The following is a 13,750-nucleotide window of genomic DNA, read 5'->3' on the forward strand; positions in this document are numbered from 1 at the left end:
AGTGAACTGGGACGACACCACCGACGAGACCGCCGCCGAGCGGCTGGTGGGCTCGGTCGCCGACCGCGAGGACCAGGCCGTCGAGGCCGCCCTGCGCCCCAAGGACCTCGGCGAGTTCATCGGCCAGGAGAAGGTCCGCGAACAGCTCGACCTGGTCCTGCGCGCCGCACGCGCGCGTGGCGCCACCGCCGACCACGTGCTGCTCTCCGGCGCCCCCGGCCTCGGCAAGACCACCCTCTCCATGATCATCGCGGCCGAGATGGGCGCCCCGATCCGCATCACCAGCGGCCCCGCCATCCAGCACGCCGGCGACCTCGCCGCGATCCTCTCCTCCCTCCAGGAGGGCGAGGTCCTCTTCCTCGACGAGATCCACCGCATGTCGAGGCCCGCCGAAGAGATGCTCTACATGGCGATGGAGGACTTCCGCGTCGACGTCATCGTCGGCAAGGGCCCCGGCGCCACCGCGATCCCGCTCGAACTGCCGCCGTTCACCCTGGTCGGCGCCACCACGCGCGCGGGACTGCTGCCGCCCCCGCTGCGCGACCGCTTCGGCTTCACCGCGCACATGGAGTTCTACGAACCCACCGAGCTGGAGCGCGTCATCCACCGCTCGGCGAACCTCCTCGACGTGGAGATCGACCCCGCCGGGGCCGCCGAGATCGCCGGCCGCTCCCGCGGCACGCCCCGTATCGCCAACCGGCTGCTGCGCCGCGTCCGGGACTACGCGCAGGTCAAGGCCGACGGATTCATCACCCGGGACATCGCCGGGGCGGCCCTCAAGGTGTACGAGGTCGACGGCCGCGGCCTCGACCGGCTCGACCGCGGTGTCCTCGAAGCGCTGCTCAAGCTGTTCGGCGGCGGCCCGGTCGGCCTGTCCACCCTCGCGGTCGCCGTGGGGGAGGAGCGCGAGACCGTCGAGGAGGTCGCCGAACCCTTCCTCGTACGGGAGGGACTGCTGGCCCGCACCCCGCGCGGACGCGTCGCCACCCCCGCAGCGTGGGCGCATCTCGGCCTCACCCCGCCCCGCTCGTCAACCGGGGGAAACGGACAAGGGGACCTGTTCGGGGCGTGACGGCGGGGGCGCTGGCCGGGTCAGGAACCCCGGTGCCATGCTGAGCGTTGTTCCATCAGCGTGGACTCGCTTAGACTCCGCCGATGCCGCCCTTGTGGGCGGCGCCGACCACCCCCATCCACCAGGCCGCTCACCGCCGCGGTCGTGCGAAGGAAATTCCGTCCCGTGAATATCGTGACCCTCCTCCCGTTCATCGTGCTCATCGGGGCCATGTTCCTGATGACCCGCTCTGCCAAGCGCAAGCAGCAGGCGGCCGCGTCGATGCGTAATGACATGCAGCCCGGCACCGGCGTCCGCACGATCGGGGGCGTGTACGCGACGGTCAAGGAGGTCAACGAAGAGACGGTCCTTCTCGACGCCGGCCCGGGCGTCGAGCTTCTCTTCGCGAAGAACGCGATCGGCGCCGTCCTCACCGACGACGAGTACAACCGCATCGTCCACGGCATCGAGCACGACCTGAAGGACGACGCCGACATCGTCCCGGACGACGCTTCCTCCCTCACCGAGACCGACGAGCCCGCCGCCGACTCTTCCGACGACAAGCCCATCGACCTCGGCAAGAAGGACGCGGCCGACGAGCCGGCCGACGCCACCGAGGAGCCGGCCGAAGCCGCAGAGGCCAAGTCGGACGAAGAGCCGAAGAAGACCGACGGCGACTCCGACGCGAAGTAGTTCACGTCCCGGGAGCGCGGCGCGACCCGCTCGCGCCCCGCGCACCCCGGGGACGTGCGTCGCTCGCACGGGATCCCGACACCATGTCATGGCCGCGGCCGCGCTGACCCGGCGCGGAGCGGCCCGAGAGGGAGTACGAGAAGGTGGCAGCACCTAAGAGGGGCCGTAGCGCGAGCGCCCAGAGCAAGCCAGGGCGCTCGCTGGCCCTCATCCTGATCGCCATCGTGGCGCTCACCGGTGGCATGTTCGCATCCGGGCACACCACTCCGCGTCTCGGCATCGACCTGGCCGGCGGTACGAGCATCACCCTCCGGGCCGTCCCGGAGAAGGGCCAGGAATCCGCGATCAACAAGACCAACATGGACACCGCGGTCGACATCATGAACCGCCGTGTCAATGGTCTTGGTGTATCGGAGGCCGAGGTCCAGACGCAGGGCACCAGGAACATCATCGTCAACATCCCCAAGGGCACGAACTCGGAGGAGGCCCGCCAGCAGGTCGGTACCACGGCCAAGCTGTACTTCCGCCCGGTCCTGGCCACCGAGGCCTCCGCCGGTGCCGCGACGGCGAGCCCGTCCCCGAGCGCGTCCAGCAGCGCCTCCAGCAGCTCGTCGAGTTCGGCCACCCCCAAGGCGACCGGCTCCTCGGCGACCCCGTCGGCCACCGCGACCTCCCAGGGCCGTGCCGCCAGCGACGCCCTGAAGGCCGGCTCCACCTCGTCCGCGAGCCCCAGCGCCACCGCCTCGGCCAGCGCCACCCCGTCGGCCACCAGCAGCAGCGCCGCCAGCGCGGCCGCCGCCAAGCTGGAGGCCCAGTACACGGCGCTCGACTGCTCCAAGAAGGCGACGCAGAACACGGCCGGCAAGGACGCCACGGCGAAGGACGCGACCGTGGCCTGCGGCAAGGTCTCCGGCGTCTGGTACAAGTACCTGCTCGGCCCCGCCGCCGTCGACGGCACCGAGGTCAGCAAGGCGCAGGCCGTCTACAACACGACGACCGCGGCCGGCTGGCAGGTCACGATGGACTTCACGTCCAGCGGCTCCAAGAAGTTCGCCACGATCACCGGCGAGCTGGCGAAGAACACCACCCCGCAGAACGAGTTCGGCATCGTCCTCGACGGCCAGGTCGTCTCCAGCCCGTTCGTCCAGTCGTCGATCACGGGCGGCAACGCGGAGATCTCCGGCAGCTTCACCCAGGAAGAGGCCCAGAGCCTCGCCAACATGCTGTCCTACGGCGCCCTGCCGCTGACCTTCAAGGAGGACAGCGTCACCACGGTGACCGCGGCCCTCGGCGGTGAGCAGCTCCACGCCGGTCTGATCGCGGGCGCGATCGGCCTCGCGCTGGTCGTCATCTACCTGCTGATCTTCTACCGCGGCCTGTCGGTCATCGCGATCCCCTCCCTGCTGGTCTCCGCGATCCTCACCTACGTGATCATGGCGCTGCTCGGCCCGGGCATCGGCTTCGCGCTGAACCTGCCGGCCGTCTGCGGTGCGATCGTCGCGATCGGTATCACCGCGGACTCGTTCATCGTGTTCTTCGAACGCATCCGAGACGAGATCCGCGAGGGCCGCTCGCTGCGCCCCGCCGTCGAGCGGGCCTGGCCCCGCGCCCGGCGCACCATCCTGGTCTCCGACTTCGTGTCGTTCCTCGCCGCCGCGGTGCTGTTCATCGTCACCGTCGGCAAGGTCCAGGGCTTCGCGTTCACCCTCGGTCTGACCACCGTGCTCGACGTGGTCGTCGTCTTCCTCTTCACCAAGCCGCTGATGACGATCCTCGCCCGCAGGAAGTTCTTCGCGGACGGCCACAAGTGGTCCGGCATCGACCCGAAGGCGCTCGGCGCCAAGCCGCCACTGCGCCGTACCCGCCGTCCCTCCGCCCCCGCCGACCCGAAGGAGGCGTGAGATGTCGAAGCTCGGCAACCTCGGCGCCCGACTGCACCGTGGCGAGGTCGGGTACGACTTCGTCGGCAATCGCAAGATCTGGTACGGCATCTCGATCCTGATCACCATCACGGCCATCCTCGGCCTGACGGTGCGGGGCCTGAACATGGGCATCGAGTTCCAGGGCGGCGCCGCCTTCACCACCCCGAAGCACATGAGCGCCTCGGTGACGCAGGCCGAGAAGTACGCCGAGGACGCCTCCGGCCACGACGCGGTCGTCCAGAAGCTCGGCGACGGCAGCCTGCGCATCCAGATCGCCGGCATCGACACCGACAAGTCCGACGCCATCAAGACCAAGCTGGCGAAGGACCTCAACGTCAGCTCCGAGAACATCGCCGCGGACCTGGTCGGCCCCAGTTGGGGTGACCAGGTCGCCAACAAGGCCTGGGAAGGCCTGGCGATCTTCATGGTGCTGGTCGTGATCTACCTGGCGATCGCGTTCGAGTGGCGCATGGCCCTCGCCGCGCTCGTCGCCCTGATCCACGACATCACCATCACCATCGGCATCTACGCCCTCGTCGGCTTCGAGGTCACGCCCGGCACGGTGATCGGTCTGCTCACGATCCTCGGTTACTCGCTCTACGACACGGTCGTCGTCTTCGACAGCCTCAAGGAGCAGACCAAGGACATCACCAAGCAGACCCGCTGGACCTACAGCGACATCGCCAACCGCTCGATCAACGGCACCCTGGTCCGCTCCATCAACACCACGGTCGTCGCGCTGCTGCCGGTCGCGGGCCTGCTGTTCATCGGTGGCGGTTTCCTCGGCGCGGGTGTGCTCAACGACATCTCGCTGTCGCTGTTCGTCGGCCTCGCGGCCGGTGCGTACTCCTCGATCTTCATCGCCACGCCGCTCGTCGCCGACCTCAAGGAGGCCGAGCCGCAGATGAAGGCGCTCAAGAAGCGCGTCCTCGCCAAGCGGGCCCAGGCCGCCGCGCAGGGCACGCCGGCCGAGCCCGAGGCCACCGACCGGTCGGACGACGACTACGACGACGAGCCGGAGGACGCGGCGGCGGTCGTCGGCCCGCGCACCCAGCCGGCGTCCCGCAACCGCGGTCGTGGCCGCCCGTCGGGGAAGCGCCGATGACCGACATCCAGGAGCTGCTGCTCAGCCGTATCCGCGATGTGGCCGACTACCCGGAGCCGGGTGTGATGTTCAAGGACATCACCCCGCTCCTGGCGGACCCGGCGGCGTTCACGGCTCTCACGGACGCCCTGGCCGAGATCGTCGGGAACACCGGTGCCACCAAGGTCGTCGGCCTGGAGGCCCGCGGCTTCATCCTCGGCGCCCCGGTCGCCGTCCGCGCGGGCGTCGGTTTCATCCCCGTACGCAAGGCGGGCAAGCTCCCCGGAGCGACCCTCAGCCAGGCCTACGACCTGGAGTACGGCTCCGCCGAGATCGAGGTGCACGCCGAGGACCTGAGCGCCGGAGACCGCGTCCTGGTAGTCGACGACGTCCTGGCCACCGGCGGCACCGCCGAGGCCTCCCTCCAGTTGATCCGCAGGGCGGGCGCCGAGATCGCGGGCGTCGCCGTCCTCATGGAACTGGGTTTCCTGGGCGGCCGGGCCCGCCTCGAACCGACCCTCGAAGGCGCCCCCTTGGAGGCGCTGCTCAAGCTCTGAGCAGGACAGCAGGCGCTCACGACGAACGGCCGTCCCGGCCTCACCGGGACGGCCGTTCGCGTGTCGGCGCCCCGTGGGAACACTCGCACGGGACGGCTGTACGGAACGCGATCGCATCTCAAGGGACCGGCCGGAGCGGGCGGGCCGCCGATGCGTCGCGGACGTTGTGGTATCGGCTGTGCCGGTGTCCGCGGCTCGTGCGGGCACCCGTGCACCGGTGCGGGAGTCCGTCCGGCGCGCGGGACTGTCGGCGGTCTCTACCTCGTGACCCGCAGGGCACCCGCGGGACACCCTCGGGCGGGCCGCCGGCGCATCGCGTATGCGCGGCCCGCGCTGGCCGTGTACCGGTACGAGAGTCTGCCTGGCGCGTGGCGCTGTCGTAGGCCCCCCGCCTCGCCACCCGGAGGACGCCGCTGGTGGGCCGCCGACGCATCGCACACCTTGAGGCGCCGGGCGGCCCGGTGTGCCGGTGTCTGCGGGCCGTGCGGGTACCCGTGCACCGGTGCGGGAGTCCGTCCGGCGCGTGGGACTGTCGGCGGGTCTCTGCCTCGTGACCCGCAGGACACCCCTCGGGCGGGTTGCCGGTGCTCGCGGACCTTGGGGTGTCGTCTGTCCTGGTGTGCCGGTATTAGCGACCCGTGCCAGCACCCGTGCATCGGCGCGGGAGTCCGCCTGGGGCGTGGCGGTGTCCTATGGGTCTCTGCCTCGTGACCCGCGGGACACCGGCGGGCGGGCCCGCCGGGTGCGTCGCGGACCTTGTCGCGTCGGCCGTTCCGGTGTGCCGGTATCCGCGTTCCGTGCAGCGGCGTGGGAGTCTGCCCGGCGCGGGGCGCAGTCGTCGATCCTCCGCCCGGTCAGCCACGGGACACCGGCGGGCGGGCCGTTGGTGTCCCGCGGACCTTGTCGCGTCGGCCGTTCCGGTGTGCCGGTATCCGCGTTCCGTGCAGCGGCGTGGGAGTCCGCCCGGCGCGGGGCGCAGTCGTCGATCCTCCCGCCCGGTTACCCGCGGGACACCGGCGGGCGGGCCGCCGGCATCGCGCATGTTGAGGCGCCGGCGACCCGGTGTGCCGGTATCCCCTGTCCCGCGCCGCCACCCGTACACCGGCGCGGGAGTCCGCCCGGCACGTGGTACTGACTGTGGCTCCCCGCCCCGTCACCTGCAGGACACCCTCCGATCGCCCCGAAGCCTCCCTCGTGGAATCCCGCGGCAGCCTCCCGTGTTCCACCTGTGGAAGGCCCTCACATCGGCCTGAAGGCGATCCCGGAGCCCGGGATGGCTACCATGGGCACTCCGGAGCCTGACCGGGGGACCCGGATCGCGCACGAGGAGTCCTCTTGGCAGACGAGGCCCAGCCCCTGACCGCCGCCAAGCCCGAGCCCACCCCGGGCCCCGCGGTGCAGCCCCCGCCCGGCGCGTCCAGCGAACCGCGCGGGACGGCGGAGCACGCCCAGACGGCGCCCGCCGACAAGGCGGCCGAGCCCTCGCGCCCCAAGCCGGACCAGCCCGAGCGCCCCGCGCCCCGGCCCACCACCGGTCAGCCCGCCCCGCGCTCCGGCGGCTCCTCCAACCGCGTCCGCGCCCGCCTCGCCCGCCTCGGTGTGCAGCGCTCCAACCCGTACAACCCGGTCCTGGAGCCCCTGCTGCGGATAGTGCGCAGCAACGACCCGAAGATCGAGACGGCCACCCTCCGCCAGGTCGAGAACGCCTACCAGGTCGCCGAACGCTGGCACCGCGGCCAGAAGCGGAAGAGCGGCGACCCGTACATCACCCACCCCCTCGCGGTCACCACGATCCTCGCCGAACTGGGTATGGACCCGGCGACCCTCATGGCCGGCCTGCTGCACGACACCGTCGAGGACACCGAGTACGGCCTCGACCAGCTCCGCCGCGACTTCGGCGACTCGGTCGCCCTCCTCGTCGACGGCGTCACCAAGCTGGACAAGGTCAAGTTCGGCGAGGCCGCGCAGGCCGAGACCGTGCGCAAGATGGTCGTAGCGATGGCGAAGGACCCGCGCGTCCTGGTCATCAAGCTCGCCGACCGCCTGCACAACATGCGCACCATGCGCTATCTCAAGCGCGAGAAGCAGGAGAAGAAGGCGCGGGAGACGCTCGAAATCTACGCGCCGCTCGCCCACCGGCTGGGCATGAACACCATCAAGTGGGAACTGGAGGACCTCGCCTTCGCGATCCTCTACCCCAAGATGTACGACGAGATCGTCCGGCTGGTGGCCGAGCGGGCACCGAAGCGTGACGAGTACCTGGCCATAGTGACCGACGAGGTCCAGACCGACCTGCGCGCGGCCCGCATCAAGGCCACCGTCACCGGCCGCCCGAAGCACTACTACAGCGTCTACCAGAAGATGATCGTCCGCGGTCGCGACTTCGCGGAGATCTACGACCTGGTGGGTATTCGTGTGCTCGTCGACACGGTCCGCGACTGCTACGCGGCCCTCGGCACCGTGCACGCGCGATGGAACCCGGTCCCCGGCCGGTTCAAGGACTACATCGCGATGCCCAAGTTCAACATGTACCAGTCGCTGCACACGACAGTAATCGGCCCCAACGGCAAGCCTGTTGAACTCCAGATCCGCACCTTCGACATGCACCGCCGCGCCGAGTACGGCATCGCCGCGCACTGGAAGTACAAGCAGGAGGCCGTCGCCGGCACCTCCAAGGTGCGCTCGGAGACGCCCCGGACCACCGGCAAGGACGACCACCTCAACGACATGGCGTGGCTGCGCCAGTTGCTCGACTGGCAGAAGGAGACCGAGGACCCGGGCGAGTTCTTGGACTCCCTGCGCTTCGACCTGTCCCGCAACGAGGTCTTCGTCTTCACACCGAAGGGTGACGTCATAGCGCTGCCCGCCGGTGCCACCCCGGTGGACTTCTCGTACGCGGTGCACACCGAGGTCGGCCACCGGACCATAGGAGCACGGGTCAACGGCCGCCTCGTACCGCTCGAATCCACCCTGGACAACGGCGACTTGGTCGAGGTCTTCACCTCGAAGGCAGCCGGCGCGGGCCCCTCCCGCGACTGGCTCGGCTTCGTGAAGTCGCCGCGCGCCCGCAACAAGATCAGAGCCTGGTTCTCCAAGGAGCGCCGCGACGAGGCGATCGAACAGGGCAAGGACGCCATCGCCCGCGCGATGCGCAAACAGAACCTGCCGATCCAGCGCATCCTCACCGGCGACTCCCTTGTCACGCTCGCGCACGAGATGCGCTACCCCGACATCTCCTCGCTGTACGCGGCGATCGGCGAGGGCCATGTCGCCGCGCAGAACGTCGTACAGAAGCTGGTGCAGGCGCTCGGCGGCGAGGAGGCGGCCACCGAGGAGATCGACGAGAGCGTGCCGCCTGCGCACGGCCGCGGCCGCAAGCGCCGGTCGAACGCCGACCCGGGTGTCGTCGTCAAGGGCGTCGACGACGTGTGGGTCAAACTGGCCCGCTGTTGTACGCCCGTTCCCGGCGACCCCATCATCGGTTTCGTCACGCGCGGTAGCGGCGTATCGGTTCACCGCAGCGACTGCGTCAACGTGGAGTCACTGTCCCGCGAACCCGAGCGCATCCTCGAGGTCGAGTGGGCGCCCACCCAGTCCTCGGTCTTCCTGGTCGCCATCCAGGTCGAGGCCCTGGACCGCTCCCGGCTCCTCTCGGACGTCACCCGCGTCCTGTCCGACCAGCACGTCAACATCCTCTCCGCGGCCGTCCAGACCTCCCGCGACCGCGTCGCCACCTCCCGCTTCACCTTCGAGATGGGCGACCCCAAGCACCTGGGTCACGTCCTGAAGGCGGTCAGGGGAGTGGAGGGCGTCTACGACGTGTACCGGGTGACGTCGGCGCGCAACAAGTCGTAGCGGATACGACAGAGGGGCTCCCGTACTTCGAAGTACGGGAGCCCCTCCGTCATGCGTGGCGTGCGGATCAGCCGCCGAACTCCTGCAGACCCTTCAGCGCCTGGTCCAACAGAGCCTGGCGGCCCTCCAGTTCGCGCTCCAGCTTGTCGGCCCGGGAGTTGTTGCCCTGGGTCCGCGCCTGCTCGATCTGGCCCTTGAGCTTGTCCACGGCGGCCTGGAGCTGACCGGTCAGACCCTCGGCACGCGCGCGTGCCTCCGGGTTCGTCCGGCGCCACTCGGTCTCCTCGGACTCCTGGAGTGCCCGCTCGACCGTGTGCATCCGGCCCTCGACCTTCGGGCGGGCGTCACGCGGCACATGGCCGATGGCCTCCCAGCGCTCGTTGATCGAACGGAAGGCCGCACGGGCCACCTTCAGGTCCGTCACCGGCAGGAGCTTCTCGGCCTCCTCGGCCAGCTCCTCCTTGAGCTTCAGGTTCTCCGTCTGCTCGGCGTCCCGCTCCGCGAAGACCGAGCTGCGGGCGGCGAAGAAGACGTCCTGAGCGCCGCGGAAGCGGTTCCACAAGTCGTCCTCGTGCTCGCGCTGGGCGCGGCCCGCCGCCTTCCAGTCGGCCATCAGCTCGCGGTACCGCGCGGCCGTCGGACCCCAGTCCGAGGAGCCCGACAGCGCCTCGGCCTCGGCGACCAGCCGCTCCTTGGTCTTGCGGGCCTCCTCGCGCTGCGCGTCCAGCGACGCGAAGTGCGCCTTGCGGCGCTTGGAGAAGGCCGACCGGGCGTGCGAGAAGCGGTGCCACAGCTCGTCGTCCGACTTGCGGTCCAGGCGCGGCAGACCCTTCCAGGTGTCCACCAGGGCACGCAGCCGCTCACCGGCCGCCCGCCACTGGTCGGACTGCGCCAGCTCCTCGGCCTCGACGACCAGCGCCTCCTTGGCGTGCCGGGCCTCGTCGGACTGCTTGGCGCGCTGCTGCTTGCGCTCCTCGCGGCGCGCCTCGACGGTCTCCACGAGCTTGTCCAGCCGAACCCGCAGCGAGGCCAGATCGCCGACCGCGTGGTGGGCGTCGACCTGCTCGCGCAGATGGTCGACGGCGGCCTGTGCGTCCTTCGCCGACAGGTCGGTGGTCTTCACTCGCTTTTCGAGGAGGCCGATCTCGACAACCAGGCCCTCGTACTTGCGCTCGAAGTAGGCCAACGCCTCGTCGGGGGAGCCGGCCTGCCAGGAACCGACGACCTGCTCGCCGTCGGCCGTACGCACGTACACGGTCCCCGTCTCGTCGACGCGTCCCCACGGGTCGCTGCTCACAGCGCCTCCTCCACATGATGCCTGCACAGGGCCTCTGTGCCCCCGGGCATCGTCCACAGTTTCGTCACGGCCAACATAGGCGACCGGCGGGTTGCCTGTCCGCATCCCGCGCGACCGAAATTTCGCTGTTGACGGTCAGGATTTGGTGACAGTCGCCTTGTTGATCACGACCGTCGCGTTCGGTGCGGTGTTGCCCGTCGTGGCGTCGGCGGCCTGGGCCCCGGCCGCGGCGATCTTGTTCAGGACCTTCATGCCCGCGGCGTCGATCGTGCCGAACGGCGTGTAGCTGGCCGGCAGCGTGGAGTCCTTGTACACGAGGAAGAACTGGCTGCCGCCGGTGTGCGCCTGACCGGTGTTGGCCATCGCCACCGTGCCCGCCGGGTAGATCCCGCCCTTGAGGCTCTTGTCCTTCAGGTTCTCGTCCGGAATCGTGTAGCCGGGACCGCCGCTGCCCGCGCCCGTCGGGTCGCCGCACTGCAGCACGTAGATGCCGGTGGTGGTGAGCCGGTGGCACTTCGTGTGGTCGAAGAAACCCTTGCTCGCAAGGAAGTTGAACGAGTTCACGGTGTGCGGCGCGGCCGACGTCTTCAGCGCGATGTCGATGTCACCGCAGGTCGTCGCCAGCTTCATCGTGTACTTGGCCGACTTGTCGATCGTGACCGCCGGCTCCTTCTTCCAGCTCAGCGTCTTGATCTTGCCCGCGGCCGGCTTCGCGCACGGGTCCGGCGCCTTGCTCGTCGCCGAGGCGCTGGGCGTCACGTCCGCGCTCGCGTTGGACTTGTCGTCGTTGCCCTTCATGACCCCGGTCGTGTACAGCGCCACACTGCCGATCACGACCACGCCGAGCACCGACGCGATCACCGAGTTGCGCATACGGGCCTTGCGTCGAGCGGACGTACGCCGCTGCTGCTGCCGCAAGAACTTCTCCCGCGCGAGCTGCCGCTTCCGCTGTTCCTGGGTGACCACCGGATTCTCTCCTCATGCGTCTCGTACGTCGACTGGGACGCGTGCGTCTTGTGAGCCGACCGCCTGCGTGTGCCCCGTACCGTATATGGGTTCGCTGAGGATTCGGCAGCGCCGGTAGGCTCTGACCACTGACGCAGGGATCCTTATCCCCGCCCGTATCGACACAACGAAGGACGATCGTGCTCATTGCCGGGTTCCCCGCCGGGGCCTGGGGGACGAACTGTTATCTCGTCGCCCCCGCCGCCGGTGAGGAGTGCGTGATCATCGACCCGGGCCATCAGGCCGCCCAGGGAGTCGAGGAAGCGCTCAGGAAGCATCGGCTCAAGCCCGTCGCGGTCGTCCTCACCCATGGCCACATCGACCATGTGGCCTCGGTCGTCCCGGTGTGCGGCGCGCACGACGTGCCGGCCTGGATCCACCCCGAGGACCGGTACATGATGAGCGACCCCGAGAAGGCGCTCGGCCGTTCCATCGGGATGCCGCTGATGGGCGAGCTGACCGTGGGGGAGCCCGACGACGTCAAGGAGCTGACCGACGGCGCGCGGCTGGCGCTCGCGGGACTGGAGTTCTCGGTCGCGCACGCGCCGGGCCATACGAAGGGGTCGGTGACCTTCCAGATGCCCGAGAACCCGGAGATCCCCTCCGTGTTCTTCTCCGGGGATCTGCTCTTCGCCGGCTCCATCGGACGCACCGACCTGCCCGGCGGCTCCCACGCCGAGATGCTCGACTCGCTGGCCCGTGTGTGCCTGCCGCTCGACGACTCGACCGTGGTGCTGTCCGGCCACGGCCCCCAGACGACCATCGGCCAGGAGCGCGCGACCAACCCGTATCTGCGGGAGGTCGCCGCCGGCCAGGGAGCTGACGTGAACGCTCCCCGACGAGGAATGTGACGAGACTTTCCGTGAGTACTTTCCAGGCCCCCAAGGGCACGTACGACCTTCTGCCGCCCGATTCCGCGAAGTACCTCGCCGTGCGCGAGGCGATCGCGGCCCCGCTGCGCAACTCCGGCTACGGCTACATCGAGACGCCCGGCTTCGAGAACGTCGAACTCTTCGCGCGCGGTGTCGGCGAGTCCACCGACATCGTGACCAAGGAGATGTACGCCTTCGAGACCAAGGGCGGCGACCAGCTCGCCCTGCGCCCCGAGGGCACGGCCTCCGTACTGCGCGCGGCACTTGAGGCCAACCTGCACAAGGCGGGCAACCTCCCGGTCAAGCTCTGGTACTCGGGCTCCTACTACCGCTACGAGCGTCCCCAGAAGGGCCGTTACCGCCACTTCTCCCAGGTCGGCGCCGAGGCGATCGGTGCCGAGGACCCGGCGCTGGACGCCGAGTTGATCATCCTGGCCGACCAGGCGTACCGCTCACTGGGCCTGCGGAACTTCCGCATCCTGCTCAACAGCCTGGGCGACAAGGAGTGCCGTCCGGTGTACCGGGAGGCGCTGCAGAACTTCCTGCGCGGCCTGGACCTCGACGAGGACACCCTGCGCCGGGCCGACATCAACCCGCTCCGCGTCCTGGACGACAAACGCCCGGACGTCCAGAAGCAGTTGACGGACGCGCCGCTGCTGCGCGACTACCTGTGCGACGCGTGCAAGGCGTACCACGAGGAGGTGCGCGAGCTGATCACGGCCGCGGGCGTCTCCTTCGAGGACGACCCGAGGCTGGTGCGCGGCCTGGACTACTACACCCGCACCACCTTCGAGTTCGTCCACGACGGTCTGGGCTCCCAGTCCGCGGTGGGCGGCGGCGGTCGCTACGACGGCCTCTCCGAGATGATCGGCGGCCCCGCACTGCCCTCCGTGGGCTGGGCGTTGGGCGTCGACCGCACGGTGCTGGCCCTGGAGGCGGAGCGTGTCGAACTCGAACTCCCCGCGTCCACCAGCGTGTTCGCGGTCCCGCTGGGCGAGGAGGCCCGCCGGGTCCTCTTCGCCAAGGTGACGGAGCTGCGCAGGCTGGGCATCGCGGCCGACTTCTCCTACGGCGCCAAGGGCCTCAAGGGCGCCATGAAGAACGCCAACCGCAGCGGCGCCCGCTACACGATCGTCGCCGGTGAACGCGACCTCGCCGAGGGCGTCGTACAGCTCAAGGACATGGAGTCCGGCGAGCAGTCGGCGATCGGTGTGAACGAGATCGTGGCGGAGCTGGAGTCGAAGCTCGGCTGAGGACGACGCCGGGGTGGGGGGGGGGGGGCGCCCCCCCCCCCCCCCCCCCCCCCCCCCGCCCCCCCGCCCCCCGCCCCCCCCCCCCCCCCCCGCGCGCCCCCCCCCCCCCCCGCGGCCGGGGGGGGGGGGGGGGGGCGGGGCGGCCCGCCCCCCCGGCGCGC

General features: G+C 70.2%; 10 protein-coding genes. 8 read left to right on the forward strand and 2 right to left on the reverse strand.

The genetic code is table 11. The features are described 5' to 3' along the window. Window position 1 precedes the first annotated feature (1 nt). The 6 genes from ruvB (at window position 2) to AB0M63_RS33385 (ending at window position 9,162) form a co-directional block, all read left to right on the forward strand. Window positions 2-1,072 (forward strand): Holliday junction branch migration DNA helicase RuvB, encoded by a 1,071-nt coding sequence (gene ruvB, locus AB0M63_RS33360; protein WP_366021970.1) that lies wholly within the window; start codon window positions 2-4, stop codon window positions 1,070-1,072. Window positions 1,073-1,237: 165 nt separating this feature from the next. Further along, window positions 1,238-1,744 (forward strand): preprotein translocase subunit YajC, encoded by a 507-nt coding sequence (gene yajC / locus AB0M63_RS33365; RefSeq protein WP_355919038.1) that lies wholly within the window; start codon window positions 1,238-1,240, stop codon window positions 1,742-1,744. Window positions 1,745-1,887: 143 nt separating this feature from the next. Next, window positions 1,888-3,645, forward strand: a complete 1,758-nt coding sequence (gene secD, locus AB0M63_RS33370) for a protein translocase subunit SecD (RefSeq protein WP_355919035.1) — start codon at window positions 1,888-1,890, stop codon at window positions 3,643-3,645. Between the two features lies 1 nt (window position 3,646). Further along, window positions 3,647-4,771 carry a protein translocase subunit SecF gene (gene secF, locus AB0M63_RS33375; RefSeq protein ID WP_355919032.1) on the forward strand — a complete coding sequence of 375 codons (1,125 nt, stop codon included), beginning with the start codon at window positions 3,647-3,649 and terminating at the stop codon, window positions 4,769-4,771. Further along, the gene (locus tag AB0M63_RS33380; RefSeq protein ID WP_355919029.1) at window positions 4,768-5,307 is read left to right on the forward strand and encodes an adenine phosphoribosyltransferase; all 540 of its coding nucleotides are present in this window, start codon (window positions 4,768-4,770) and stop codon (window positions 5,305-5,307) included. Before secF ends, AB0M63_RS33380 begins: the two co-directional genes overlap by 4 nt. A 1,335-nt stretch (window positions 5,308-6,642) precedes the next feature. Beyond that, a complete protein-coding gene (locus tag AB0M63_RS33385; protein ID WP_355919026.1) occupies window positions 6,643-9,162 on the forward strand; it encodes a RelA/SpoT family protein in 2,520 nt (839 codons plus the stop codon). A gap of 67 nt (window positions 9,163-9,229) precedes the next feature. On the opposite strand, the gene AB0M63_RS33390 is transcribed toward AB0M63_RS33385, so the two are convergent. Together AB0M63_RS33390 and AB0M63_RS33395 are read right to left on the reverse strand one after the other, a co-directional pair. Next, entirely contained in the window at window positions 9,230-10,459 is a 1,230-nt protein-coding gene (locus AB0M63_RS33390) for a DUF349 domain-containing protein (protein WP_366021971.1), read from the reverse strand. Between the two features lie 135 nt (window positions 10,460-10,594). After that, window positions 10,595-11,425, reverse strand: coding sequence for a peptidylprolyl isomerase (locus tag AB0M63_RS33395; protein WP_355919020.1), 831 nt, complete (start codon window positions 11,423-11,425; stop codon window positions 10,595-10,597). 179 nt (window positions 11,426-11,604) lie between these two features. On the opposite strand from AB0M63_RS33395, the gene AB0M63_RS33400 reads away from it, so the two are divergent. Next, window positions 11,605-12,315, forward strand: a complete 711-nt coding sequence (locus tag AB0M63_RS33400; RefSeq protein ID WP_355919017.1) for an MBL fold metallo-hydrolase — start codon at window positions 11,605-11,607, stop codon at window positions 12,313-12,315. Window positions 12,316-12,326: 11 nt separating this feature from the next. Next, a complete protein-coding gene (gene hisS, locus AB0M63_RS33405; protein ID WP_366021972.1) occupies window positions 12,327-13,589 on the forward strand; it encodes a histidine--tRNA ligase in 1,263 nt (420 codons plus the stop codon). The last annotated feature ends 161 nt before the right edge of the window (window positions 13,590-13,750 follow it).

This window comes from Streptomyces sp. NPDC051576, assembly GCF_040681835.1.
Classification (GTDB): domain Bacteria; phylum Actinomycetota; class Actinomycetes; order Streptomycetales; family Streptomycetaceae; genus Streptomyces.